The sequence below is a fragment of the Pseudomonas sp. VI4.1 genome (genome assembly GCF_002029345.1).
Lineage (GTDB): Bacteria > Pseudomonadota > Gammaproteobacteria > Pseudomonadales > Pseudomonadaceae > Aquipseudomonas.
Map to the genome: position 1 here is coordinate 13,143 of NZ_MULM01000136.1, position 26,546 is coordinate 39,688.

A 26,546-nucleotide genomic window follows, 5' to 3' on the forward strand; every position below is an offset into this window, starting at 1 on the left:
AGGCCCACCGTCAACAGCACGCATCGGTCAAAGGGACCGTCAACCGTTCGGCACTTGCAGCCGGGAAGCAATGAAGCGTCGCCTAAGCTTTGATTTGACCGGAAATTTCTCCGGCGCTTGCAAGGAAGGTGTGGCATGACTTCATTAAAGTTCGGCGCGTCCATCCTGTTGGCCTGCCTGGCAGGCTGTGCAACCAGCAGCAGTTCCTATGAACCGCCGCCGGTGCCGACATCGGCGGTGACGCTTGATGATGGGCAAATCCACAGCACATTGGAGGGCAGGAAATTCTATGGGACTACCCGAGAAGGCAGTCATCCTTACTCCATGAGTTTTGCGCCTGGCGGTGTAGAAATATTCGAGATGGCCCCCAACAAACCCGAAAAGGAAAAATGGACGCTGAAAGACGGCGTGGTGTGTATCGAAGCCAAAGGCTATCCAACGGAATGCAGCCAGGTGAAGGTGGCCAATAACGAATATTGGTTTGTCGATCCGAAGAGCGGGAAAGTCAACGCGCACCTGAAACTCACGCCTTGAGGGTCATGCTGGTGCAGGAATGGGGTGTAAGGCACGCCCGTTCCTCGCCTTCAAGCCTTGCCCACTGCGTCGCGCAAAAACGCCAACCAGCGCCCGCTGCAACGCGGTCAGCGCACCTTCGCGGCTGATCTACGCCAGCTCCGTCGGCGATAGGTCGGGCAGGTCGGTGTACACGCTGTGCTCGGGCAATACTGCCGAAACCGGCAGCACTGACACGCCCAAGCCGCAAACGGCCGCCGCCTGAATGCCTGTCAGGCTATGACTGCCAGAGGCAATCCGCCATGGCCGCTGTGCCCGTATTGCCAGCGTCATGGGTAATGCCGACATTGTTTTTTTGAAGAACCACGGGGTGATCATTGCCGCGCCGACCATCGCCGAGGCATGGGACGATCTGTATTACCTGGAGCGCGCCGCCCAGGTCCAGTTGATGGCGATGGCGACCGGGCGCGAGCTCAAACCGGTACCTCACGAGATTGCCCAGCGGGCTTACGAGCAAAGCGTTTATTCGTTCAGCTACCCGTCCCGCCACCCGTACCACCGGTTCCACCTCCTGCGGACCCCGTGCCGCGCCCGCGCCGGAGTTCGAACCGCTGGTGCCGCCACTGCTGCCGGTGTCGCCACCCGAGTCCGTGCGATTACCGCTTGAAGGCTCGCCGGGGGTGTTATCCGGGGGCGTGGTCGGCGCGCTGGTGGCGCCGGATTGGGTCCCGGTCGCATCGGCACCATCGCCCGACCCTGCAAACGTGGCCGCTGACGCCACCGATAACAATCCGGCCAATAACAACGAAGTGATTTTGCTGTTCATCATGGTGGGTCTCCAAAAGAAGAGTCGTTACCTGATGTTGGTGTGAGGGGGCAGGGAGTTGGTGCCGGTTGGATGACGAGTGGTGGTGGGGGCCATTCATCAACAATGAGCGACTGCTGACGCAACCGCCGAAACGTGGAGATGTCACACGCTAGGCGGGCCCCCTAGACACCCCGCCCTCAGGAGCGTTGGCCCATGAAGAATTTGCGAATCGCGACGTTCAACGTCAACGGCATGCGCGCCAGGCTGCCGAACCTGCTGGCCTGGCTGGAGCGAGAACAGCCGGACATTGCCTGCCTGCAGGAGCTCAAGTCCGTGGACTCCGCGTTCCCCGCCGCTGAGCTTGAGGCCGCTGGCTACGGCTCGATCTGGCAAGGCCAGTCGTCGTGGAACGGGGTCGCGATTCTGGCGCGGGATGCGCAACCGCTGGAGAGTCGGCGCGGTTTGCCGGGCGATGACAGCGATACCCACAGTCGCTATCTGGAGGCCGCGGTGCACGGCATTCTCGTGGGCTGCCTGTACCTGCCCAACGGCAATCCGCAGCCGGGGCCGAAGTTCGCCTACAAACTGGCGTGGTTCGAACGGCTGATCAGCTATGCCAAGGACCTGCAGAGCAGCGAACACCCGGTGGTGCTGGCGGGTGACTACAACGTGGTGCCGACCGACCTGGACATCTACAACCCGCGATCCTGGCTCAAGGATGCGCTGCTGCAACCGGAAAGCCGCGAGTGTTACCAGCGGTTGCTGGATCAGGGCTGGACCGATTCCCTGCGGCACCTGTATCCGGAGGATCGGCTGTACACCTTCTGGGATTACTTCCGCCAGCACTGGCAGAAAAACTCGGGGTTGCGCATCGATCACCTGTTGCTCAACCCGGCATTGAGCCCCTACCTGCAAGAGGCGGGCGTCGACGCCTGGGTGCGCAACGAACCCCACGCCAGCGACCATGCGCCGACCTGGATTAGACTGGGTACGCGCAAACGGCGCTGACGTTTACCCGGGTGGCGATTGGCTAAATCAATTGTCAGTCGAAGCGGTTTTTCCCTTATACATGGCGGCCAACAGCGCAGAAATCTGCGGCCCCTGCATAAGGATCGAGCAATGAGCGAGCCACGCCTGACCCACCTGGCGTTGTACCTGCAACAGTTGGGCTTCGACGCCCCTCCGGCACCGACCCTGGACACCCTGCGCCTGTTGCAATGGCGGCATACCGGCACCTTTGCGTTTGAAAACCTCACCACGCTGTCGGGCGAACCCGTGCTCATCGACTTGCCGTCCGTGGAGCAAAAAGTCCTGTTCGACGGTCGCGGCGGTTACTGCTATGAACTCAACAGCCTGTACCTGGCGCTGCTGCAAGCGCTGGGCTTCGACGCACGCGGCATCTCCGGCCGCGTCGTCATGGGCCAACCCGAAGGCGCCTGGACTGCGCGCACGCACCGCTTGAGCCTGGTGACCCTGGACGGTGTGCGCTACATCACCGACGTCGGCTTCGGCGGCATGGTGCCCACCGCACCGCTGAGACTCGATTGCGCGACCGAACAACCCACCCCCCACGAACCCTATCGCATCGAGCCGCTTGACGACGGCTACACCCTGCGCGCCAAGGTCGCCGGGGAGTGGAAGGCGATGTACATCTTCGACCTGCAACGCCAGGAAGACATCGACTACGCCGTCGGCACTGGTACGTCTCGACCCATCCCGGATCGTCATTCAGAAAACAGCTGATGGTGGCGCGCACGGGGGAAGGCTGGCGGCGTACGCTGAACAACGGCAGCTTTGCGATTCATCGGGTCGGCGGCGAGAGCGAGCGGCGGCAGGTGGCGGATGTAGACGAACTGGTGGCGCTGCTGGAGCGCGAGTTCGGGATTCGCGTGCCGCAGCACGCAGGGTTAAAGAGCGAGCTTGGGCGGTTGATCGAGCCCGCATAGGCGGCTCATTGCCAGATTGCAGGGGGGCAATCGGGGCACATGTCGATAATTTGACCGATGAGTTGTATACAACTCTATAGACATTTGTCCTGACTCTTGAATACAGTGTGCGTACAACAAAAACCAGGGAACCCCCCAAACCATGAAAACGCCCTCTGTTTCACACCATCGGCCCGAGGATGAAAATCTCGGGGTCGGCGCGAATATGGCTTACGGCCTGCAACATGTTCTGACCATGTACGGCGGTATCGTCGCGGTGCCTTTGATCATCGGCCAGGCGGCCGGGCTCTCGCCGGCGGACATCGGGTTGTTGATTGCTGCTTCATTGTTTGCCGGAGGCCTGGCGACGTTACTGCAAACACTGGGTCTACCGTTTTTCGGTTGCCAGTTGCCGCTGGTGCAGGGCGTGTCGTTCTCTGGCGTCGCGACCATGGTGGCGATTGTCAGCAGTGGCGGGGAGGGTGGCTTCCAGTCGATTCTCGGGGCGGTGATTGCCGCGTCCCTGATCGGTCTGCTGATCACGCCGGTGTTCTCGCGCATCACCAAGTTCTTCCCGCCGCTGGTGACGGGCATCGTCATCACCACCATCGGCCTGACGCTGATGCCGGTGGCCGCGCGCTGGGCCATGGGCGGCAACAGTCACGCGCCGGACTTCGGCAGCATGGCCAACATCGGTCTGGCGGCGATGACGCTGGTGCTGGTCCTGTTGTTGAGCAAGATCGGCAGCGCGACCATCTCCCGCTTGTCGATTCTGCTGGCCATGGTCATCGGTACGGTGGTCGCGGTGTTCCTCGGCATGGCGGACTTCTCGTCGGTGGCTCAAGGCCCGATGTTCGGCTTCCCGACCCCGTTCCACTTCGGCATGCCGACGTTCCACTTCGCGGCGATCCTGTCGATGTGCATCGTGGTCATGGTGACCCTGGTGGAAACATCGGCGGACATCCTGGCGGTCGGTGAAATCATCGGCACCAAGGTGGATTCCAAACGCCTGGGCAACGGCCTGCGTGCCGACATGCTGTCGAGCATGATCGCGCCGATCTTCGGCTCCTTCACCCAAAGCGCCTTTGCCCAGAACGTCGGGCTGGTGGCCGTGACCGGGATCAAGAGCCGCTTCGTGGTCGCCACCGGCGGGTTGTTCCTGGTGATCCTCGGCCTGCTGCCGTTCATGGGCCGGGTCATCGCCGCGGTACCGACTTCGGTCCTCGGTGGTGCCGGCATCGTGTTGTTCGGCACCGTCGCCGCCAGCGGCATTCGTACGCTGTCCAAGGTCGACTACCGCAACAACGTCAACCTGATCATTGTGGCCACGTCCATCGGCTTCGGCATGATCCCCATCGCCGCGCCGAACTTCTACGACCACTTCCCGAGCTGGTTCGCCACGATCTTCCACTCGGGCATCAGCTCCTCGGCGATCATGGCCATCGTGCTCAACCTGACCTTCAACCACCTGACCGCCGGCAACTCCGACCAGCAATCGGTGTTTGCGGCGGGTACCGAACGGGTCCTGCATTACCAGGACCTGGCGGCCTTGCGCGAAGGGGATTATTTCAGCGAAGGCAAGCTGCACGACTGCGACGGCAAGGAGATTCCGGTGGTCGAGGCAGAGCATGGACATGCCGAGCCGCGGGCGGCGCATGCGAAAAGCAGTGAGCATGTGTGATTGAAAGAGGCGTCCTTCGGGACGCCTTTTTTGCAACTGACAAGCGCCGGCCCCCTGTGTAGGAGCTGGCTTGCCAGCGAAGGCGTCTACAAGGGCGGTGCAAGGCTCGAGGCCGCCTTCGCTGGCAAGCCAGCTCCTACAGGGGGCGAGACGTATCACGCATTTTCTGCTGGCCACAAAAAAGCCCCCGAACCTTTCGATTCGGGGGCTTTTCGATCTTGCTGTCTGGCTCCACGACCTGGACTCGAATAGAAAAGTAAGCACTTGTTTAACAATGAAATTATGCTTCATTCAAAAGTTTATATCCCTAAGATTATCCTAATTAAGCTCGTATTTTATGCGGGTTCTTTCGATACCCCATCGCTCCATTCGTTCGGCCTCTGCAGCCGCACCGGGATGGGCGCCGACTACAACTCGATCCGCTTTAGCATATGCATGAGTTCGGCAATACCCACAGTGACACTGTTCCATTGTCACAATCTGGCGGTGTATCAGGAATTGTAGTTATTAGAGATAGGCCTGGACGCAAAACAACAACAAAAGCAATGTTGGTATGGCTACCAGGGTGAAACCACCGTTCCAGTTGAAAGTGATTTTCCATGGTGAGGTATTCATGTAGCGCGCCAGCAGCATCGTCGAGGGGCCAAAGGGTGATAGCAACATTGCCAGTGAAAATCCGCAGACCAGTGTGACAGCCGGTCCAAGTGGATTGACACCGGCGGCCTGCAACTGAGCCAAAAGACCCGCGCAGACGCTCAAGGTGATGATTGGTGCGATGCCCACGAGCGATAGCACCACGATACCCAGCAGGGCAGTGATTTGCAGGAGGAATATCTGCGATGAGCCGCTCAATAGCGGCGCAAATTGTTCAAGGGGGAACAACTGATTGAATAGCGCGCCAAATAACGCGGAGCAAGCAAAGGTGAAAATCTCATTACGCATCCCCCCGAGGTTATCGGCTAATTCATCGTAGGCTTTGCGGGGGTTTTCCAGAAACAAGCAGATGCTCACCAACAGCGGAATCAATAACAATGCGGCTTGGGTGATGTTCAGGTAGGTCAGCCCGGCCAGTGTTGCGATGGCGGACATGCTCGCCGCTGTGCCGAGGGCTAGGGCATTCAGAGAGGAGGCTGGCGCCTGGTCGGTATCGCTGTATAAGTATTGCAGGCGCCGATTTTCCGTGCGCCAACCAATCAGCATTAGCAGGGCGGTGGCGATAGCCCCATAGGGCAACAAGTCAATCCAGGTCAGGCTAGGCACTTCCCGGGTAATGATTGCTACTACGACGCTGGTAGGTGCTAAGAGCGGTACCAGAGCAAAGCCGCGTAACGCAGCGGTCAATACGCCACGCTGTCCCTCGCGGTGAGCAGGGTGATTTTTCGGGAAGTGTTGCAAATAGCTGTGTAAGGTTGTGCACATCAGGTTGAGCATGCCGAAGCTCAATATCGACCCCAGTCCCAAGGCTACCAGCAAGTAACGCGGGTAGAGCAGTGGGGTGGGGCCGCGCAGCAGGAACCGATGCAGCTCACCCAGCGAAGGTAGACGCTTGATCAGGCAGCTCATCAAACCCAGTCCGCCGACGAAGGCGGCGTAATAAGCCGCAGAGCTGCTCATCCGTTGGAGGCTGGGCAGATCGACCGGCGCCTTGGCTACCCAGATGCCCAGCAAAGCCAATGTGGCAAGCCCCAGGCGACGGGGATAGGGCATGAGCGACTGGCAATGGCGGATGAAAAACAAGCCGAATAATACGGCGGCAGCTAGGCTGAACTCTGCAGTTCGAGTGCTCAGGGCCAGCAGCTCAGCCAGGAGCGCCAGTGGCAGCAGGCGTGTTAACTTCACTTCGGTTTACGACGCAAGCCGCTACTTATGAAAACACTCTCGACACCGGTTAGCAGGTGATCTTCGGTGTTGAGCAGTTCACTGGCAGTCATGAAAGCTTTCGCTCCATCGCTTCGCAATTGAGCGGCCGAGCGAACGCGATTGCCTGCACGCTCCGCGGTCATGTCGTAGATTCCCATGTACCCGCCGCTGGGCAGCCTGTGAGGCTCTTCATTCCGCGGGCTCTTGTTGTTTAATTTGGAACCCAAGGCGTGGGAAGTGCACATGTAGCGTGCCCGCGCGCTCGTCATGGCGCTCAATGACCACCTCAAACTGCGTCAACCCAACCAGTGTGCCGGACACTGGGTCCCGTCCATGGTCGGTGGGCATTACAGTGATGGCATCGCCGGCTGCGAAGCCGAGTTCGGGCTGCACTTCGGTTGGAGCGTACTCATTCGCCTTTGCGGCGATTTCGATTGATTCGGTGCTGGTCATCGGCGTTGATTCACCGTGGCCAAAGGCGCGGACGCGCTTGAACCAAGCGCTGAGCTTCGGATAGCCATCGAGGATTTTTGCTAACTCCGGTGCGCGGTGTACGTACCATAGGCACTGTGCGATCGAGAAATCCGCGATGCTGGCTTGACTGCTCATGAGAAAATCTTGGCCATCGGCCAAGTGCGTTTCCAACCATCTGAGATACGTGTACAGCGCTGCAGTGGCATCGACCGGGGTCTGGCGGACCATGTTCGCTGTGAAGGGTGCGCGATCGGCGGCAAAAGCCATTCGCGCTTCAGGCCCAGTGTGCGCGAACAACACAGCCGCGCCGGCCGGCTGAGTAGTGTAGGGAATCACGGTCCAGAACAGCGTTGAATCGGCCCACTGCGCTAACATTTGCGCCGTGCCGGCGATTCCTGCCGGATATAGCGGTGATTCGGGATGCCGCTCGTCGATCACGCGTGCGATCAGCGCGGTGTCGCAGTAGATATCGGCGCCGATCTGCAAGAGCGGCGTCTTACGGTAGCCGCCGGTCAGCGCAATCACATCAGGTTTGGGCATGATCGGCGGTACCATCACCGAGTGCCACGTGACGCCCTTAAAACCAAGAATCAGGCGAATTTTCTCAGAGAACGGCGAGGTCGCGTAGTGGTGGAAAATCAGTTCATTGCTCATGGCTTCACCGTGCGCCGGTCAAAGCCGGCAAAAGGTTGTGAATGAAAGAGCTGAACATTGAGGCTTAGCTAGCTATGGCGACCCCAAACTATGCGCCGGCAACCGCGAGGAGGGCGGGCTAAGCATGCGTTTTCACTCCGAAGCAACAAAATATGGCGTCCGGATTTATATGTCTAATATATTATATTGGTGTTATTTATATTTGTACGAGAATAGTGTTAGCGTCTTCAATATCAGCTACATCTCTCACTTACGGATCTTGATGAGGAATTGATGGCTACCTACGTTACGTTGCTGCTGGTCAAGTACGCTTTGAGCGATCTGTTCGTGCAGTTCGACTTCGACTTGTGCTGCACGATGAACAGACCGACTCCATAACCCGCATCTTGCGCAGTTCTGCTTCCCCTAGCTGGTGGCGTGTTACCTATCTGCGCTCGTCCTCATGGAAAACGTCAGAGGCTACCGCGAGAAACTGGCGGAGCGCGGCACTTTGATCTATCTGGCGCCACGCCATACCGAAACGCAAAGGCGCTTCCTTGGGCGAGAGCGGGCGGAAGGTCACACCTTCGATGCCTCTCGTCTGAGTCTCAAACGGCATGATAGCTACACCGTTACCGGCCGCCACGTGACACAACAGCGTCTGCGAGGCTGTCGATTCCTTGACGACCCGTGCCCGAAAGCCGGCTCGGAAGCATTCGGCATCGGTGGCTTCGCGCAAATGAAAGCCCTCGTTTGCCGGGAATGCGATGAATGCTTCATCGGCCAATCGTTCTACGGGGACCCTCGTCAACTCGGCAAGCGGGTGCCGATCAGGCAGAGCCACTGCGAGCTCAATGGTAATCAGCGTGCGCGATTCAAGCTCGGCATGGCGCATAGGCAGGAAACACAGCGCCACATCTATTTCTTTATTGAGCAGAGCCAGTTCCATCATCCCGGTTGGCGATGGCCCCAACATATCGAGTCCGATGGCAGGGTGCCGATCCCGGAATTCGCGGATCAGACGCGGTAGTACTAAATCGGTGGCCAGGCCAGTGTAACCAATTCGCAACTTGCCAACGATGCCACGTTCTACCTGGCGACTTGCCTCCACGGCCCCTGCCAGCATCTTCATGGCCTCGTTTAGCTTGTCGAGAAACACCTTCCCCGCCGGTGTTAATGCCACGCTGCGAGTAGATCGCTCAAACAGCGTGACTTGCAACTCACTTTCCAGTTCCTTGATACGCAGGCTCAATGGGGGCTGGCTCAAGTGCAGCCGTCTCGCTGCACGCGTGAAACTTAGCTCTTCCGAGACCGCGAGAAAGGTCTCGATGTGCCGCATCTCCATAGATACTCCGTGGTTTGCCCTAAATGATGGCTCGATTGCGTCGCCCGTGACAGGTAACACAGGACGATGATCAATAGCCTATACAAATAAATAGATAGTGAAAATAAGATTAGACATATAAGTTTCAAATTCCAACAATGTCAGGCGGTATTCTGAGAAGCGAACGACAGTGATCGCTTGAATAGCCCCCAAGATAGGCCGCCCTATAGCAAGTGACTGCGACAACCACGTTTTGGAGGAGCCACCGCATGATCGATTTTTCCTTGAGAGGGCGTATCGCTCTCGTGACAGGATCCACGCGCGGCCTCGGGCTGGCGATTGCATGTCGCTTGGCTCAATCAGGCGCAATCGTTGCCATGCACGGCCTTGAAGACGATTCCGTAATCGCTGCTGCGCATGATCAAATTTCGCGTTACGCCACTGAACCCGTTCAATACTTTCGCGGGGATCTGAGCGATGCCGCGCAAGTCGAGATGCTTATCTCATCCGTTGAAAACGCCCTTGGGCCAATTGACATTTTGATCAACAATGCTGGTATGCAGCATGTCGCACCCATCGATGAATTTCCTGTCGATCAATGGCTGAAGCTCATTGCCGTGAACCTTACAGCGGCGTTTCTCACCACGCGTCTGGTCGTCAACGGAATGCGGCAGCGTAGGTGGGGCCGCATCGTGAACGTGTCATCGGTCAGTGGATTGATTGGTGTGGCAAATAAGTCTGCCTATGCCGCCAGCAAGCACGGGTTGATTGGATTGACCAAGGCTGTAGCTATGGAGACCGCGACCAGCGGAGTGACCTGCAATGCAGTTTGCCCTGGTTGGGTCCTCACCCCCCTTGTGGAAGCACAAATCCGTGCTCGGGCAGAAAAGAAGGGGTGCGACTTTGAAACTGAGAAGAAAGCCTTGGTCTCTGAAAAGCAACCTTCGCAAGAGTTCGTGACGCCTGAGCAGGTGGCGGGTATCGTTGCATTTTTGTGTTCGCCTGATGCCGATCAAGTCCGAGGTGCAGCCTGGAACGTTGATGGCGGTTATGTTGCTGCCTAATGTGCTGTTTGCGAAATAAATTTCTCTGTGCTTGCACTACACTTCAGGTCTCAACGCGAGAGGAAATCGTACGATTGCCCGGTTTCTCTCGCCCTATGGTCACCGGCGGCCTTTGAGCACCTGCTCGCGCTTTCGCATCATTCCCATCACACCTTTTCACGAACGTCTTCGCTTTTAATCAGCATGAGCAGCTGTTGATTGAGGTTCGACAAGTTCGCGTCCTCCCCACTGTCCTGAGCAAAAAACCGAACGCAGCATAGCCTTGATCGCCAGCGGAGCCGCTATGGCGATGCATTCGTCGTACTGCATTGCTTGATCTTCGCTCGTCGACTTTCGTATCCCCCCATTGCAGGCGAAGCCCATACTGGCCGAGAGCAAGCCATCTCGATGCATTGCCTCCTGCGTTCAGACGTCGTGGGTGGGCTCGACTGGTCGCGTAGTCAATGCGCAACCTGCCACGGGTCACATGACCTATTGAAGATGTGCGCCACCTATTTTCAGCCTGACAGCGCAATTATTTATATTTGTTGAATATAAATAAGTACTCAAAATCAAATTGGACATATCAATCGCTGTTTCCAATAATGGCTAACAACACAAGAAAAGCTCGCGGCAGCGGTAGCAGTACGCCGTGAATGCTCAAGGCTAAACTAGCCCAACAGGTAGTGATATGAACAAAAAAGAGATAGACGAAGCTGCTTCGCTCAAGCGGGCTAGTATGGCGGCAATGGTGGGTACCACGATCGAGTGGTACGACTATTTCATTTTCGGGACGGCCTCGGCGCTCGTGTTTCATAAGGTGTTCTTCTCTTCGCTATCGCCCGCACTGGCGACAATCGCGTCGTTTGCAACATTCGCAGTAGGGTTTTTGGCGCGCTTCTTCGGTGCCATATTTTTCGGGAATATTGGCGATCGTGTGGGTCGTAAAAAGACGCTTGTAATAACATTGATGATGATGGCGGTCTCGACTGTCGGCGTTGGCGTGCTGCCGTCATATGAGACGATAGGTATCGCAGCACCCATTATTCTGACTTTGCTGCGTGTGATACAGGGTATCGCCGTGGCGGGCGAATGGGGTGGAGCAGTGTTGATTGCCGCTGAGAAGGCACCACCGAAAGAGCGCATCTGGTACGGTGCATTCGCGCAACACGGCGTTCCGCTAGGCATCATTCTTTCATCGGCTGTTTTTGCTCTCGTTACCCGTATGCCTGACGACGTATTCTTCGACTGGGGCTGGAGGATTCCGTTCCTTCTTTCTGGGGTGCTGGTGTTCGTCGCATATATCATCCGCAGCAGGGTTGAGGAGACGACGGAGTTCGTTGAAGCTCGCGATCAAAAGAAACTTTCCAAGACGCCGGTCGTAGAGTTGTTCCGTAGCTATTGGCCGCTCGTGTTGCTGATGATTGGCGCCAACGCGATCGCGGTTTCGGGGACACACTTTCGCACTACTTACCTGTTGTCATGGGCCAAAGCGCACACAGCACTTGCAATGCCTTCGCTACTGCAAGTAAGTATAGTGGCGGCTGTATTTACATTGGTCTCGCAACTTGTCATGGCGCGTATGTCAATGTACGTACCCACAAAGAAACTGCTCGTGACAGTTCTCATTGTCTACGCACTGACGCCATTTCCAATGTTTTGGCTACTTGCCACCAATAATATCTATCTGGCGGCGATTGGTATCATTGTTTCGAGTATGTGCGGCGGAGCCTACTACGCGTTGCTGGCTGGTTATTCATCGCATATGTTTCCCATGGCTGTGCGTTACTCCGGGATCTCAATGGGTTATCAGGCCGCTGGTGCGATCTTCGGAAGCGTCACGCCACTGCTGTCGACGGTGCTCTCTGAGTCGCAGGGTGGAGCATATTGGCCGGTTGCATCGCTGTTTGCGGGCTATTGCATTATCTCGCTGGTTTCGCTGTTCGGGGTCTGGGCGTATCAACGACGTAGCAGCGGCACTCAATCAGCGTTCGCGTGATAGGGGTTGCATTGTTATCTTTCCCTGAGTATCGCGAATATTGGCTGTCAGGCCGCGGACACAGGTTCCTTTCTATCTTTTAGAGAGACTTTTCTACTATGGATTTTACGAACGATCCATCGCGCTGTAGTTGGGTAACGTCGGCGCAAGATCACGCCGATTTTCCCTTGCAAAACCTGCCATTTGGCGTGTTCCAGCCGAATGAGGGTGACGCTCGTATCGGGCTGGCAATTGGCGATTGCATTCTCGACCTGTCGGCTGCGGCTTCCTATTTTGAGGGGCTCGCGTTTACAGCCGCGCAGGCCTGCAGCAGAGGCGATCTGGCAGTCCTGATGGAGCTCGGTGACGCGGCGCGGGTAGCATTGCGCCAGGCTGCCAGCGATCTGCTCGATGCCGCCAGCGACGTTGGCAAGCGCGCGCAAGTCGGTGCGGCCGCCTTGCTGCATCACCAGGCAGATTGCAGCATGCAATTGCCGACGCGAATTGGCGACTACACCGACTTCTATGCAGGCATAGAACATGCCCGAAACTGCGGTAAGTTATTTCGGCCGGATGCGCCGTTGCTGCCGAACTATTGCTATGTGCCCATCGGCTATCACGGCCGCGCGTCAACCATTTGCGTCTCTGGCACGCAGGTACGTCGGCCTGGCGGTCAATTCAAGCGTATGAACGAGTCGATTCCTGCATTTGGGCCAACCGAACGACTCGATTACGAAGTCGAACTGGCCATGTGGATCGGCAAGCGCAACGCGATGGGTGAGCCAGTCACGATTGCTCAGGCCCGGTCCGTCGTGTGGGGCTTCGGATTGCTCAATGACTGGTCCGCGCGTGACATACAGGCGTGGGAGTATCAGCCGCTGGGGCCCTTTCTTGGCAAAAGTTTCGCCACAACGGTTTCGCCTTGGGTCGTTACACCGGAAGCGCTCGCGCCGTTCTACGCGCCACTATTTGTGCGTAATGAGGGCGAACCGGAACCTCTTCCATATCTGACGGATGCGTCCGATTTGGCGTCCGGCGGGCTTGATCTCGAGCTCGAAGTGTCGCTTGCCAGTGCTTCAATGCGTTCACAGGGCATTGCGCCGATGACGCTTGGTCGTGTCAACGCCCGCCACCTGTACTGGACGTTTGCACAACTCGTCGCTCACCAAACGAGCAACGGATGCGCACTGTCAATCGGGGACCTGTTTGGCACCGGCACCATATCAGGCACGACACACGAAAGCTGCGGCTCTCTGCTTGAGGTCTCGGTAGGTGGCACCCAGGCACTGACTTTGCCTGATGGTGAGTCTCGTACTTTCCTTGCCGATGGGGATGAAGTGGTAATCCGGGCGTATTGTGCTCGCGACGGTTTTGCGCGTATCGGCTTTGGTGAGTGCCGAGCTGTTGTCATGTCAGCGGCTTGATTGCGGTAGTCGAACTATTATTTCCAGCTGCTGAAGATGCATGTAATAGCGGGCCGCGAGCGGTTTACTGTCTCAACCGGGGTAACACAAGTGCCCTGCGCATTTTGACTGAACGATTCCAGTAACGGTGCGCCACAAGCGCCCCGTTTTTTTAGTTCGGAATCAATAGTCGTGAAATAATTTTCCTTGATGCTGAGTGCTCGAGCCGGGCATATCAAAGCACATTTGCGATAACGATCCATTCGGATCTGCGGCGGATTTTTAACGAGCTACAAGCGACCCTATTATTCTCATGTAAGTATCAATAGCTCCTACAAATTATACATATAAGTTGTCGCGCGAGATTTTGTTCTCTGTGCAGTAAAAACGTACGCATCGCCGTCATCTTTGTTATCACGCTACAGACCCCAAGGAATCCTTCCCCATGCTGCTCTACGAACACCCGCTGTCGTCCTATGCCCAGAAGGTCAAGATCGCGCTACGCGAGAAGGGCCTCGACTTTCAGGTTGAGACACCTGTGGGGCAGGGCCTTGGCACCGCCACCGGCGTCTTTGCCGCGGCCAGTCCACGCAAAGAGGTGCCGACCCTGATAGACGGGGAGGCGCGCATTTTCGATTCGACCATCATTCTTGAGTACCTCGAAGACCGTTTCCCGGCGTCGCCGCTGCTGCCGCGTGATCCGGTCGCGCGTGCCGAGGCCCGCATGATCGAGGATGTTTGCGACACTTTGTACGAAGCGGTGAACTGGGGCGTGAGCGAGGTTCGCTGGTACAAGCGCGCCGAGGGCGACCTGGCGGCGGCGATGACAGATGCCGCCGCACGACAGACCTCCGAGTTGCAGGCCTGGCTGGCGGCCAAACTCGGTGATCGGCTGTGGTTCGGCGGTGAGACCTTCGGATGGGCCGACATCAGTGTGGCGCCTTATCTAAATCGCTCGTTTATCAATGGCCTGGGCACACCGGCCAACTCGCCACTGACTCACTGGCTCGAACGGGCGCGCCAACGGCCTTCGGTGGCGGCGACGTTCGCCGAGGCCGATGCCGTTGCTTCGGGCATGGCGAGCGCCGCCGAGCGATTGGCTTCGGGCTCGGTCAATCGTGAATACCGGGACCATCGCCTGGAATGGATGATGAAATCGGGCGGCGTTCAGATCGTGCTCGACGGGTTGGCCAAGGGCAATATTCGCTTCACTTGGCCGCTGGGGTGAGGCATCTGCACTCCCGTTCTTTCCCGCGCTGTCTCACACGCTGAGAATTGCACGCCATACAGGCGATCAAGGAAAGATACGGCAGCAGGTGAGAAGGATGCAGTAGAAACGATGGTAAAGGGCGCAGTGAAACCCAGTGAGGAATGAGTGATGTCTGAACGGAAATCGGGAAAACGGCCGATCTATAGAATGCCAACGGGGTTTGGACCTGCAGTCGGTCCACGTCAAGCTCCAGAAGGTGTCGTCTTTGACCCGACAAAAAGCCCGGAGAAATTCTGCGCCTATGTCACATTCAGGACCGACGGTGGTTTGCTGGAGCAGATACTTCCTGAAGGTTTCACTCTACGCGGTGAGCCGACGGTGACCTTCGAGTTTAGCTATATGACCGAGATAGACTGGCTCGCGGGACGGGGCTACAACATGTTGACGGTCCGAATTCCTGTTCGATTCAAATATGGCAACACGGTAATTGACGGATTCTTTCAGCCGGTCGCCTGGGAAAACATGGCAGAACCGATCATAAGCGGTCGCGAGGAATTAGGTTGGAGCAAATTATTTGCTGATCTACCGCCTCCGGAAAAAAGTGATGGGAAGATTGTCTGCTGCGCTGAATGGATGGGATTTAAATTTCTGGAACTTACCCTTGCGGATATCAACAATTCCAATGCTGTCGCGTTGGCAACAATGCCGGTGCTGCATCGGAAATACATACCGGCTACCGAGCAATGGGGAGAGGCGGATATCGACTATGTCACTATGACTCCCGTGGGCGGAAGCCATGCGACGGTGCACGAAAGTTTCACGGCCGACGCGTCGTTATCCTTATTCGCTCCTACTTGGGAGGATATGCCGACTCAGCATGAGTGTATTATCCATTTGGCATGCCTCCCTAAATATGAATACCTCCAGGCTGGAGTTTATTCGACTGTAGGAGGTAAAAGTATGTCGGATCAAATCAGGTTTTATTGAACTCAAGTCCGCTGAGGCCAATCCTGCGCCAGGTTATCGTCATCTATCTGTTTCAATAACCACTCCGTAAAAGCCCGAAGTTCGGGATCGTCATTAAGACGGGACAGGTGCTGGAGCACGAACCACCTTTTCGTGGGACGAATCTTTGGATGGGCAATAACCAGCGTACCCCGCTGGATCTCCGGACGTATGAGCGCCTCGATTGCCATAGTAAAGCCGAGGCCCTGTATAGCGGCCTCAATGGCGAGACCGGTGCTCTCGAAGCTGCTTCCTCCTTCTGCCGAGACTGACCGGAATCCCGCATGATCCAGCCAGCGCCGCCAGTCGTCCGGGCGAGGCCTGGCATGTAATAGCTGCACTTTTGCGAAATCGGGCGAACCATCGACCAGAAGTTCTGGCGCGCAGACGGGCACAGTAGAGATGGGTATCAGCCGATGGGTTACCAGTCCTGTTTTTGGGGTGCCGTCCGAGACCGCGATGACGGCGTCATAGCGGGAGGGAATGAGATCAAGCGGATTACGGCTGGTGTGTAGATCAATCTTGATCTGCGGCAAGCGCTCTTGCAATGCACTCCAGCGAGGCAATAGATAGCTCGATGTGAAATAGCCATAGACGCCCACCGACAGGCGTCTCGGGCGACGTAGGCGCACTCCTCGCGTGGCCTCGGCAATACGGTCGAATATTTCAGCGAGCTCTTCTGCCAGCGTCGCACCGACGTCGGTGAGCTCGAGCCCTTTCGCCCGTCGAAGAAACAAGGGCACCTTCATATTGTCTTCGAGTTCGCGCACTTGGCGGCTTATGGCACCAGGTGTTACGGACAATTCATCCGCCGCCCGGGTCATGGAATGGTGGCGCGCAGCGGCTTCAAAAGCGCGCAGGGCATTGAGGGGGGGAAGGCTGCGTTTGGTCATGTGTTGAGTATTACTCAATTAGGTAGGCATTTAAATCGTTTGTTGCTGCGTTTTTGTAAAGCATATCTTTGGGGTGCCAGGACCGCTTCAGTAACAGGCGCCGGCTAATAAGAAGACACTAGCGGAGGAACCCATATGAATGAAGTTGCCCAACATGCATTACGCGTCACCCGCGCCGCGACCGCGTCGCGCTCCCGCGACCTTGCTCCCGATTGCCGTGGTCTGAACTTTTATGACATTGATCACGGAATGCGCAGCCTTCTGCCACTTTATATGGACGCATCGCTGCTAACCCATCTGGAGCCGCACCTTTCAGAGCTTGGTCAGCTATCCGGCGGCCGTCTCGGGGAGCTGGCGGATACCGCAAACCGCCACGAGCCTGAGTTGCACCATCGCGACCGACTGGGGCGCGATGAGGAGTGGCTCGAATTTCACCCGGCCTACCGTGAAATGGAAGAGCTCGCGTACGGCCGTTTTGGCATGCATGCCATGACCAATCGTCCGGGCGTACTGGGCTGGCCCGAGAAGATGCCCGCCATTGCCAAGTACGCTTTTCATTATCTCTTCAGCCAGGCGGAGTTCGGCCTGCTTTGTCCGGTCAACCTTACTGACAGCTCCTCGGACCTGGTGCATCGCTTTGGAACAGAGGAACTCAAGTCGCGCTACCTCGACAAGCTCTGGTCGCAGGACACGAGTCAGCTGTTGAAATGCTCCCAGTTCATGACCGAAAAGGCCGGCGGGTCGGACATCGGACGATCGGACCTCATTGCTGTGCGTGAAGGCAGTCACTGGCGGCTCTGGGGGGAGAAATGGTTTTGCTCCAACGTCGACGCCGATCTTGCTGTCTTGCTGGCACGCCCCGAAGGTGGAGCAGAGGGCAGCCGAGGCCTCGGGCTTTTCCTGATGCCGAAAGTCCTGGAAGACGGGACCCGCAACGGCTATCGCATTCGCCGGCTGAAAGACAAGCTGGGCAGTAAATCCATGGCAAGCGGCGAGATCGTCTTTGAAGGTGCTTTGGCCTATTGCCTTGGCGATCTCGACCAAGGCTTGAAACAGATGTTGGTCATGGTGAACTCCTCGCGCATTTCGCATTTGACGCGAGCCGCAGGGATGATGCGGCGCTGTCTGAACGAGGCATTGGTCGCTGTGCGGCATCGCAACGCCTTTGGCCGTACCGTGATCGACCATCCGCTGATGCGCAGACAATTGATGAAGTTGATGGTCCCGACAGAACAGGCGCTTTCGGCGATGCTCTACGCGGCGTCTGTCTCAGGAGACTCTTCTGAGCAGGCAACAAATCTGCTGAGGCTCCTGACACCGATATTCAAGTACCGCGCTTGCCGGGACAACGTACCGGTGGCGACAGGCGCCATGGAGGCTCGCGGCGGCAACGGCTACATTGAGGACTGGCCGAACGCCCGGCTGGTCCGGGACGCGCATCTGGGATTGATCTGGGAGGGAACCAGCAACATCAATGCGCTGGACGCTATACAGCGCGCAGTTGCCAAGAAACGGGCGCATGAAGCACTGCGCGAAGATCTGGCGCGACGAATAGAAGAAGCCTCGTTGCCGGGCGAGTTCCGGAAAAATCTTTCCAGTGCGGTGGAGCAGGCAATCCGCTTTGCCGAGGAGGTCGCTGGTGCGCCCGAACATGAGCGTTTCATCCGGGAAGCAGCGAGCCAACTTTATCATGTAACCACCGCAACGCTACTCGCGACAGAGGGGCGACAGCTCGGGGTAGTCGGTGGGGACGCGCGGCGACTGCTCTTGTCGCGCTTCGTGCTCGAACACCGCCTACAGCAGCGAGCGGCGTCAAGCCTGTCCGCTGCAGCCTGGGAAGAGGAGGCGATCACGCTTCTCCTCTCCGAGTCGCCGGTTTCTCTAGAGGTAGCAGAGCGTTTGGTTCAAGCCTGACGCCAGGCGTGTCGTCCATTAAAACGACCCTTCTATTTAGTTTGTGCTGAAGTTCCGGAGTTTTCAGGGCGCAACAGTTCGATACCCATGCGGTACGCCCGCAGAATATCGAACGCCCTGGTTTATCGATCGCGTTTCAATGAGTCGGAAGAAACTTGCCAGCGCGTTACATGGCATAACTTTTGAATCGGCATATTGTGATAGGAGCATTGAAATGCAACATGATACGAAACAAAGGATGCACTCACATGGCCCGATGACCGGAGTGCGCATTGTCGATATGACCTCGGTAGGCATGGGGCCATATGCCACGCAAATTCTGGGCGATATGGGCGCTGAAGTAATCAAGGTTGAAGCGCCTGAAGGCGACATTTTCCGACATCCAGCACCGATAAAGTCCGAAGGTATGTCGGCTGTTTTTCTCAACCTGAATCGAAACAAGCGCAGTATTACACTTGACGTAAAACAGGCTGATGACCGCGCTCGGTTACTTGCGTTGATCGATGGTGCCGATGTGTTCGTTTCCAATATCCGTCCTCAAGCATTGACACGGCTTGGACTTGACTCCGATAGCCTGCTGGAGCGCAACCCGCGCCTCATCTATTGTGCTGCAGTGGGATTTGGGCAAGACGGCCCGTATGCAGGACGCCCGGCTTTTGACGATATCATTCAAGCCATGTGTGGACTTGCGTCGCTGCAAGGCCGTGACGATGGTACGCCACGCTATGTAAAAACGATCATGGCAGACAAAGTGGCAGGTTTGACACTGGCCTATGCCATCCCAATGGCACTGTATGAGCGTGAACATTCCGGCAAAGGGCAGGCGATCGAAGTACCTATGTTTGAAACGCTTTCCTCCTTTGTGTTGGTCGAACACTTGGGCGGCCACACGTTTCGCCCGCCTATAGCTCCGATGGGGTATCCGCGAGTGCTGGCCCCCGACCGACGCCCCTATCGCACAGCGGACGGTTTCATCGCACTACTGCCGTATACCGATGGCCAATGGCAACGGTTTTTCTCCTGTGCTGGACGAGATGACCTGGCAAGCGATGCTCGGTTTGCGACTGCAATGGCACGGACGAAGCATTACGACGCTCTTTATGCCGAGCTTTCGGCCATTGTGGAAACGCGCAGGACCGCTGACTGGCTTGAAGTACTGGCGGGAGAAGATATTCCCCACTCCCGGATTGCGACGCTGGAAGATTTGTTGGAGGACCCCCATCTTGCGGCGACGGGGCTATTCCGCAACGAGCAACACCCCACTGAAGGTGAAATAGTCACCCTTGCGCCAACTGTACGTTTTGGGCGTACCCCGGCGACTTTGCGCCATGCGGCGCCAGCACAGAACAGTGACAGTAATTTTACCTGGGATGCTGATTGATGAAGTAGTGCGGTCGACGTTCTGGTTACCGTGGTGCGCAGTGCAATCCCGTGCTTGATTGTTCTGTTCAGTAGCCCATGGAGTTGTTGTAACGGGTATTAGTAAGTTTTATACAAATAATAACAAGCAGGTATTAAATATGAATGCCCCCCAAGAAGTTGCTGCCCATAAAAAAGCCCGCAAAGCGGGAATCGCCTCATTCATCGGAACGACAATAGAGTGGTATGACTTCTATGTTTATGGCATTGCTGCGGCACTGGTCTTCGGCAAGGTGTTTTTTCCTGCCGACCTTCCGCCAGGCACCGCCACCATGCTGTCCTTCCTCACACTGTGGGCCGGGTTTGTCGCACGACCAATAGGCGGGATCATCTTCGGGCACCTGGGCGACAAAATCGGCCGCAAGACCACTCTGGTGATCACGCTGGTCATGATGGGGGTGGCCACCACCTGCATCGGCCTGCTGCCCACTTATCTGCAGATAGGTATTTGGGCCCCGATTGCCCTGGTGGTCCTGCGCATGATCCAGGGTATCGCCGTCGGTGGCGAATGGGGTGGCGCCGTTCTCATCGCCAGCGAAAACGCGCCCAAGGGCAAGGGCATCATGTACGCCGCCTTCGCCCAGCAAGGCTCTCCCTCCGGTAACCTGCTCGCGACCCTGGTGTTCTTCGGGCTGAGCGCCCTGCCGGTAGCGGACTTCATGCTGTGGGGCTGGCGCATTCCGTTCCTGCTGTCCGCAGCCCTGGTGATCGTCGGCATGGTCATTCGCCTCAAGCTTGAAGAGTCGGACGACATGAAGCGTCTCATGAAGCAGAAGAAAACCGTCAAGCTGCCGATTGTAGAAGTGCTGCGCGACCATTGGAAAATTGTGCTGCTCAGTGCCGGTGTATTGCCGATCATCCATGTCACTTACTTCAAGAATACCTTTGCGCTGTCCTGGGCCACTAAAGAGTTGGGTTACGCCCAAAGCACCTTCCTCAGCATGCTTGTTATCGCCCTGGTCGTGCAGTTCATTGTCCAGCCCTTCGGCGCATTGCTGGCCACGAAAATCGACATGCGCAAGGCCGTCGCCATGATGATCATTCCGGAGCTGATTCTCATGCCGGCAATGTTCTTCGCCGTGGAAACCAAGGTCTACTGGATCGCGGTGCTCGGCATGTGTCTGGCCACTATTCCGCACTCAATGTTTCACGGCGCCGTGGGCGGCATCCTGGCACGCGCTTTCCCGACCAAGGTGCGCTATAGCGGCTTATCGATCTCCTACCAGCTCTGTTCGTTGCTGGTCGGCGGCGCGACACCGATATTGGCCCAAGGCATTCTCAACTCCACCGGCAGCATCATCGGCGTGGCGATCGCTTCCGCGTCCTATGCCCTGGTTTCCCTGGTGTGCATGCTCCTGCTGCTCAAGCGTATCGGCCATACGGCCTCGGATCTCTCTACCGCAGAACAGGCGGATGCCGATGAGTTCGCCAGAGAAAACCTGAACCCATCTCATGCGGATGAGAAAAGAGAGGATCAAAGTTCATCGGGTCTCTTGGGCACTGGACCGACTGTTCGCACAGCGCTTGCGCCGAACACCTCCTCCTCGTTCTGACATTAACGCTCACGATAGGTAAGCGGCTGGCCAAGTCATTTATTTGAACAGCCAGCCCAGAGCAATAAAGCGAAGCAGGAGAGCCCATGAGCTTTGACCCCGTTTGTCTTGAACCCCTGATCCAGCTGGAGCAGCCCGCGCCGGGCGTGGCGCTGCTGCGGATTAATCGCCCCAAGGCGCGCAATGCGCTGAACATGGCGTTGCGTGAGGAATTGGCCGGACACTTTCGGCGCCTTGATGAGTGCCCTGATACCCGCGTCATCATTCTCACCGGCAGCGACACGGTATTTGCCGCCGGCGCAGACCTCGGCGAGTTGGTCGACGCCACGGTGATGGACGTGTATGCCCGGCATGCCGAGCGTCATTGGCAAGCCATTTCCGCGTGCAGCAAACCGGTGATCGCCGCGGTCAACGGCTTCGCCTTGGGCGGTGGCTGCGAGCTGGCGATGCATTGCGACTTGATCATTGCCGGCACCTCAGCACGTTTCGCCCAACCGGAAGTCAAGGTCGGGGTCATGCCGGGTGCCGGTGGCACTCAGCGGCTGGTGCGTGCCGTGGGCAAGTTCCAGGCGCTGCGCATGCTGTTCACCGGCTGCCAGGTGACGGCCGAAGAGGCGCTGCGCATGGGCCTGGTCAGCGAGGTGGTGGCGGACGCCGAGACCCTGGCGTCGGCCCTGGCAATGGCCGTTGCCATCGCCGCTATGCCGCCGATCGCCGTGGCGCAGATCAAGGAGGTGGTACTCGCCGGCATGGATCTGCCGCTGGAACAGGCGCTGGTCCTGGAACGCAAGGCCTTCCAGCTGCTGTTTGCTTCCAGCGATCAAAAAGAGGGCATGCAGGCCTTTCTGCAAAAACGCCAACCGGAGTACATCGGTCGATGAATCCACACTCGTTGCAACGCATCGGTGTCGTCGGGACGGGCGCCATGGGGCAGGGCATCGCCCAGATCATGGCCCAGGCCGGCTTGAACGTCTTACTGTTCGATGCTCGCGAAGGCGCGGCGAGCTCCGCGCGAGAGCAGCTGGCGGCGACCTTCGCCAAGTTGCAGGAGAAGGCGCGGATCACCCCGCAAGCGGCCAGCGACGCGCTGGAGCATTTGCAGGTGGTCGATAGCCTGCAAGCCCTGGCTGGCTGCCAATTGGTGATCGAGGCGATCGTCGAGAACCTCGAGGTCAAGCAGGGCCTGTTCCGGCAACTGGATGAGTTGCTCGACGCAACGACCGTGCTGGCGAGCAATACCTCGTCCCTGTCGATCACCGCGATCGCCTCCGTCTGCAAGCACCCTGAACGCGTGGCCGGGCTGCATTTTTTCAACCCGGTACCGCTGATGCGCCTGGTCGAAGTGATCGGCGGTATCGCGACCCGGCCGGACGTCATCGAGCAACTGCAGGCCCTGGTCAAACGCGTCGGTCATTATCCGGCCATCTCCAAGGATTCCCCGGGTTTTATCGTCAACCACGCCGGTCGAGCCTTCGGCACCGAGGCGTTGCGCATGCTCAGTGAGGGCGTCGCGCCGGTGGCGCTGATTGACGCGGTACTGCGCGACGGTGCGGGCTTTCGCATGGGGCCGTTTGAATTGCTGGACCTGATCGGCCTGGATGTCAGCCTGCCGGTGATGGAGTCGGTGTATCGGCAGTTCTATGAAGAGCCCCGTTACCGGCCCCATCCGCTGCTGAGCCTGATGCAAGCCGGCGGGCACCTGGGGCGCAAGAGCGGCCAGGGGTTTTATCGGTACGAAGGGAAGGGCGCCGCGCCGCGCTGGGTCCAGCCCGTGCCGCAATGTCCGCAGCTGCCTTCTGTCTGGGTAGCGGCCGATGATGACATTGGCAAGGCGCGCCTGTTGGCCTTGCTTGAGCACTTGGGCGCCGAGATCGAGCGCGGCCCGCGGCCGTCCGCCGAAGCCTTGTGTGTGCTGGCCTCGCTGGGTGACGACAGCGCCGAATCGGCCCTGCGGCACGGCACAGACCCCGCGCGCACCGTGGCGATCGATACCTTGCTGGAACTCGATAGCCTGCGTTGCCTGATGGTCAGCCCGGCGACCCGGATGGACATGCAGAATGCCGCCCATGCGCTGTTCAGCGCCGATGGCGGCACGGTGGCGATGATCCGTGACAGCTGCGGTTTCATCGTCCAGCGCACCCTGGCCTCGATCGTCAACCTGGCCTGCGATATCGCGCAGCAGGGCATCGCCTCGGTCGCCGACATCGACATGGCGGTGCGCCTGGGCCTGGGTTATCCGCAGGGGCCGCTGGCGTGGGGCGACCAGTTGGGCGCTGCGCGCCTGCTGCAGATCCTGCAACGCATGCATGACCTCACCGGCGACCCGCGTTACCGCCCCAGCGGCTGGCTACGCCGACGGGCGCGCCTGGGCATGTCCCTGTGCCAGCCCGAAAACCTGCTGCCGGCCTGAGTCGACTCAACCCTAATTTACCGAGAGCTTTATCATGTCCGATGCCTATATCTACGATGGCCTGCGTTCCCCCTTCGGCCGCCATGGCGGCACCTTGGCCAGCGTGCGTCCGGATGATCTGCTGGCCAGCGTGGTCCGTGCCTTGGTGGCGCGTAACCCGTTTGCCGCGCAGGACTATGAAGACCTGATCGCCGGTTGCACCAGCCAGGCCGGTGAAGATGCGCGCAACCTGGCGCGTCACGTTGCCCTGCTGGCAGGCCTGCCAACGGCCGTTGCCGGTTTGACCGTCAACCGCCTGTGCGGCTCCGGCCTGGCCGCGGTGCTGGATGCTGCCCGCGCCGTGCAGGTTGGTGAAGGCGAGCTGTTCATTGCTGGCGGTGCCGAGAGCATGAGCCGTGCGCCTTTCGTGGTCGCCAAGGCGGAAACCGCCTATTCCCGCGACTTCCGAGTCTTCGACAGCAGCATCGGTGCACGCTTCCCCAACCCCAGGGTTGAGTCTGAATTCGGTGCCGATTCGATGCCGGAGACGGCCGACAACGTCGCCCGTGAGCTGGGTATCAGCCGCGAAGACGCCGACACCTATGCCGCCCGCAGCCAGGCGCTGTTCGAAGCAGCGGTGCAGGACGGTTTCCATGCCGGTGAAATCTTGCCGATCGAGGTGCCGCAGGGACGCAAGCAGCCGCCGAAAATTGTCGAGTGCGACGAGCATCCGCGTCCGGAAAGCACCTTCGAAGCGCTGTCGCGTCTGCGCCCACTGTTTGCAGACGGTGTGGTCACGGCTGGCAACGCTTCAGGGATCAACGACGGTGCTGCGGCGCTGCTGATTGGCTCACGCGCCGTCGGTGAGCAGTACGGCGTCAAGCCTCGCGCACGAATCCTCGCGGGCGCCGTGGCCGGTGTCGAGCCGCGCCTGATGGGCCTTGGCCCGGTGCCTGCCTGCACCAAGGCCTTGCAACGCGCCGGCCTGAGCCTGGCCGACATGGACCTGATCGAAATCAACGAGGCGTTTGCCGCGCAAGTGCTGGGCTGTGCGAAACAGCTTGGCCTGGCCTTCGATGATCCGCGCCTGAACCCCAACGGTGGGGCCATTGCCGTCGGTCACCCACTCGGTGCCTCCGGTGCTCGCCTGGCCTACAGCGCAGTGCGTCAGCTGGAACGCAGCAAGGGTCGCTACGCCTTGGTCAGTTTGTGCATTGGCCTGGGCCAGGGCGTGGCCTGCGTGATCGAACGCCTCGATTGACCAAAACACTCCCCCCTGCGAATTCGGAGAAATACCCATGGCCAACAAGGCAAGCTTCAACTGGATCGACCCGCTGCTCCTGGATCAACAACTCAGCGTAGAAGAGCGCATGGTGCGCGACAGTGCCCAGCAGTTCGCCGCCGACAAGCTGGCACCGCGGGTACTGGAAGCCTTCCGTCACGAGCAGACCGACCCGGCGATCTTTCGCGAGATGGGCGAAACCGGCCTGCTTGGCGCCACCATTCCCGAAGCTTACGGTGGCAGCGGCCTGAACGCTGTGTGCTATGGCCTGATTGCCCGGGAGGTCGAGCGCGTCGACTCTGGCTATCGCTCGATGATGAGCGTGCAGTCCTCCCTGGTCATGGTGCCGATCAATGAGTTCGGCAACGAAGCCACCCGGCAGAAGTACCTGCCGAAGCTGGCCAGCGGTCATTACATCGGCTGCTTCGGCCTGACCGAGCCGAACCATGGCTCTGACCCGGGCTCGATGATCACCCGGGCGAGAAAAGTCGACGGCGGCTACCGTCTGACGGGCAGCAAGATGTGGATCACCAACAGTCCGATCGCTGACGTGTTCGTGGTCTGGGCCAAGGACGATGAAGGGCAGATTCGCGGCTTTGTCCTGGAGAAGGGCTGGCAGGGTCTGAGTGCGCCAGTGATTCACGGCAAAGTCGGCCTGCGTGCGTCGATTACCGGTGAAATCGTCATGGACAATGTGTTTTGCCCTGAAGAGAACGCCTTCCCGGACGTACGTGGCCTGCGCGGTCCGTTCACTTGCCTGAACTCGGCACGCTACGGCATTGCCTGGGGTGCGTTGGGTGCCGCCGAAGACTGCTGGCACACCGCGCGCCAGTACGTGCTGGATCGCAATCAGTTTGGTCGCCCGCTGGCGGCCAGCCAATTGATCCAGAAGAAGCTGGCGGATATGCAGACCGAGATTACGCTGGCCCTGCAAGGCTGCCTGCGCCTGGGACGGATGAAAGACGAAGGCAGCGCGGCGGTAGAAATCACCTCGATCATGAAGCGCAACAGCTGCGGCAAGTCGCTGGATATTGCGCGGCTGGCGCGCGACATGTTGGGTGGCAACGGCATCAGCGATGAATTCGGCGTGGCCCGTCATCTGGTCAACCTGGAAGTGGTCAACACTTACGAAGGGACCCACGACGTGCATGCGCTGATCCTCGGTCGTGCGCAGACCGGTATTCAGGCGTTTTTCTAATCATCGCTCAAGACGGTTTTTCAACCCGCGTTTGAACGTGT

At 58.3% G+C, this 26,546-nt stretch carries 19 protein-coding genes and 4 pseudogenes; 17 read left to right on the forward strand and 6 right to left on the reverse strand.

The genetic code is table 11. The features are described from left to right. Positions 1-135 precede the first annotated feature (135 nt). Positions 136-534, forward strand: coding sequence for a hypothetical protein (locus BZ163_RS10995; protein ID WP_128870933.1), 399 nt, complete (start codon positions 136-138; stop codon positions 532-534). 50 nt (positions 535-584) lie between these two features. On the opposite strand, the pseudogene BZ163_RS11000 reads toward BZ163_RS10995, so the two are convergent. Continuing rightward, a pseudogene (locus BZ163_RS11000) lies at positions 585-828 on the reverse strand (LysR family transcriptional regulator); the annotation flags it as partial. 1 nt (position 829) lies between these two features. Between BZ163_RS11000 and BZ163_RS11005 the strand changes: the two are divergent. After that, positions 830-1,030, forward strand: a pseudogene (locus BZ163_RS11005) (class II aldolase/adducin family protein); the annotation flags it as partial. A gap of 13 nt (positions 1,031-1,043) precedes the next feature. Here BZ163_RS11005 and BZ163_RS35535 read toward each other — a convergent pair. Continuing rightward, positions 1,044-1,342 (reverse strand): annotated as a pseudogene (locus BZ163_RS35535) (hypothetical protein). Positions 1,343-1,534: 192 nt separating this feature from the next. On the opposite strand from BZ163_RS35535, the gene BZ163_RS11015 reads away from it, so the two are divergent. The 3 genes and pseudogenes from BZ163_RS11015 (at position 1,535) to BZ163_RS11025 (ending at position 4,927) form a co-directional block, all read left to right on the forward strand. Further along, entirely contained in the window at positions 1,535-2,329 is a 795-nt protein-coding gene (locus BZ163_RS11015; protein ID WP_128870934.1) for an exodeoxyribonuclease III, read from the forward strand. 111 nt (positions 2,330-2,440) lie between these two features. Beyond that, positions 2,441-3,267 (forward strand): annotated as a pseudogene (locus tag BZ163_RS11020) (arylamine N-acetyltransferase). Positions 3,268-3,409: 142 nt separating this feature from the next. After that, entirely contained in the window at positions 3,410-4,927 is a 1,518-nt protein-coding gene (locus tag BZ163_RS11025; RefSeq protein ID WP_128870935.1) for a nucleobase:cation symporter-2 family protein, read from the forward strand. 507 nt (positions 4,928-5,434) lie between these two features. On the opposite strand, the gene BZ163_RS11030 is transcribed toward BZ163_RS11025, so the two are convergent. The 3 genes from BZ163_RS11030 to BZ163_RS11040 form a co-directional block, all read right to left on the reverse strand. Beyond that, positions 5,435-6,766 carry a hypothetical protein gene (locus BZ163_RS11030; protein WP_128870936.1) on the reverse strand — a complete coding sequence of 444 codons (1,332 nt, stop codon included), beginning with the start codon at positions 6,764-6,766 and terminating at the stop codon, positions 5,435-5,437. Between the two features lie 210 nt (positions 6,767-6,976). Next, positions 6,977-7,915, reverse strand: coding sequence for a glutathione S-transferase family protein (locus BZ163_RS11035; protein WP_128870937.1), 939 nt, complete (start codon positions 7,913-7,915; stop codon positions 6,977-6,979). A 424-nt stretch (positions 7,916-8,339) separates the two neighbouring features. Next, complete coding sequence (locus BZ163_RS11040; RefSeq protein WP_128870938.1) at positions 8,340-9,239, reverse strand: LysR substrate-binding domain-containing protein; 900 nt, start codon at positions 9,237-9,239, stop codon at positions 8,340-8,342. 248 nt (positions 9,240-9,487) lie between these two features. On the opposite strand from BZ163_RS11040, the gene BZ163_RS11045 reads away from it, so the two are divergent. The 5 genes from BZ163_RS11045 to BZ163_RS11065 all read left to right on the forward strand — a co-directional run bounded on the left by BZ163_RS11045 (position 9,488) and on the right by BZ163_RS11065 (position 15,839). Further along, complete coding sequence (locus tag BZ163_RS11045; protein WP_128870939.1) at positions 9,488-10,282, forward strand: 3-hydroxybutyrate dehydrogenase; 795 nt, start codon at positions 9,488-9,490, stop codon at positions 10,280-10,282. A 670-nt stretch (positions 10,283-10,952) separates the two neighbouring features. After that, on the forward strand, positions 10,953-12,260 hold the full coding sequence (locus BZ163_RS11050; protein ID WP_128870940.1) for an MFS transporter: 1,308 nt from the start codon (positions 10,953-10,955) through the stop codon (positions 12,258-12,260). Positions 12,261-12,358: 98 nt separating this feature from the next. After that, positions 12,359-13,663 carry a fumarylacetoacetase gene (gene fahA / locus BZ163_RS11055; protein ID WP_128870941.1) on the forward strand — a complete coding sequence of 435 codons (1,305 nt, stop codon included), beginning with the start codon at positions 12,359-12,361 and terminating at the stop codon, positions 13,661-13,663. Between the two features lie 424 nt (positions 13,664-14,087). Further along, on the forward strand, positions 14,088-14,870 hold the full coding sequence (locus BZ163_RS11060; RefSeq protein WP_128870942.1) for a glutathione S-transferase family protein: 783 nt from the start codon (positions 14,088-14,090) through the stop codon (positions 14,868-14,870). A 150-nt stretch (positions 14,871-15,020) separates the two neighbouring features. Then, positions 15,021-15,839: an acetoacetate decarboxylase family protein gene (locus BZ163_RS11065; protein WP_128870943.1), complete on the forward strand. Its 819-nt coding sequence runs from the start codon at positions 15,021-15,023 to the stop codon at positions 15,837-15,839. A 2-nt stretch (positions 15,840-15,841) separates the two neighbouring features. On the opposite strand, the gene BZ163_RS11070 is transcribed toward BZ163_RS11065, so the two are convergent. Continuing rightward, on the reverse strand, positions 15,842-16,750 hold the full coding sequence (locus tag BZ163_RS11070; protein WP_128870944.1) for a LysR substrate-binding domain-containing protein: 909 nt from the start codon (positions 16,748-16,750) through the stop codon (positions 15,842-15,844). A 135-nt stretch (positions 16,751-16,885) separates the two neighbouring features. On the opposite strand from BZ163_RS11070, the gene BZ163_RS11075 reads away from it, so the two are divergent. The 7 genes from BZ163_RS11075 (at position 16,886) to BZ163_RS11105 (ending at position 26,505) form a co-directional block, all read left to right on the forward strand. Then, complete coding sequence (locus BZ163_RS11075; RefSeq protein WP_128870945.1) at positions 16,886-18,664, forward strand: acyl-CoA dehydrogenase family protein; 1,779 nt, start codon at positions 16,886-16,888, stop codon at positions 18,662-18,664. Positions 18,665-18,878: 214 nt separating this feature from the next. After that, on the forward strand, positions 18,879-20,045 hold the full coding sequence (locus tag BZ163_RS11080) for a CaiB/BaiF CoA-transferase family protein (RefSeq protein ID WP_218190504.1): 1,167 nt from the start codon (positions 18,879-18,881) through the stop codon (positions 20,043-20,045). Between the two features lie 139 nt (positions 20,046-20,184). Beyond that, positions 20,185-21,636, forward strand: coding sequence for an MFS transporter (locus BZ163_RS11085; RefSeq protein ID WP_256578984.1), 1,452 nt, complete (start codon positions 20,185-20,187; stop codon positions 21,634-21,636). An 86-nt stretch (positions 21,637-21,722) separates the two neighbouring features. Beyond that, positions 21,723-22,517 (forward strand): enoyl-CoA hydratase, encoded by a 795-nt coding sequence (locus BZ163_RS11090; RefSeq protein ID WP_128870946.1) that lies wholly within the window; start codon positions 21,723-21,725, stop codon positions 22,515-22,517. Continuing rightward, positions 22,514-24,046: a 3-hydroxyacyl-CoA dehydrogenase gene (locus BZ163_RS11095; RefSeq protein WP_128870947.1), complete on the forward strand. Its 1,533-nt coding sequence runs from the start codon at positions 22,514-22,516 to the stop codon at positions 24,044-24,046. Before BZ163_RS11090 ends, BZ163_RS11095 begins: the two co-directional genes overlap by 4 nt. 34 nt (positions 24,047-24,080) lie before the next feature. Continuing rightward, on the forward strand, positions 24,081-25,286 hold the full coding sequence (locus tag BZ163_RS11100; protein ID WP_128870948.1) for a 3-oxoadipyl-CoA thiolase: 1,206 nt from the start codon (positions 24,081-24,083) through the stop codon (positions 25,284-25,286). 37 nt (positions 25,287-25,323) lie between these two features. After that, entirely contained in the window at positions 25,324-26,505 is a 1,182-nt protein-coding gene (locus BZ163_RS11105; RefSeq protein WP_128870949.1) for an acyl-CoA dehydrogenase, read from the forward strand. The last annotated feature ends 41 nt before the right edge of the window (positions 26,506-26,546 follow it).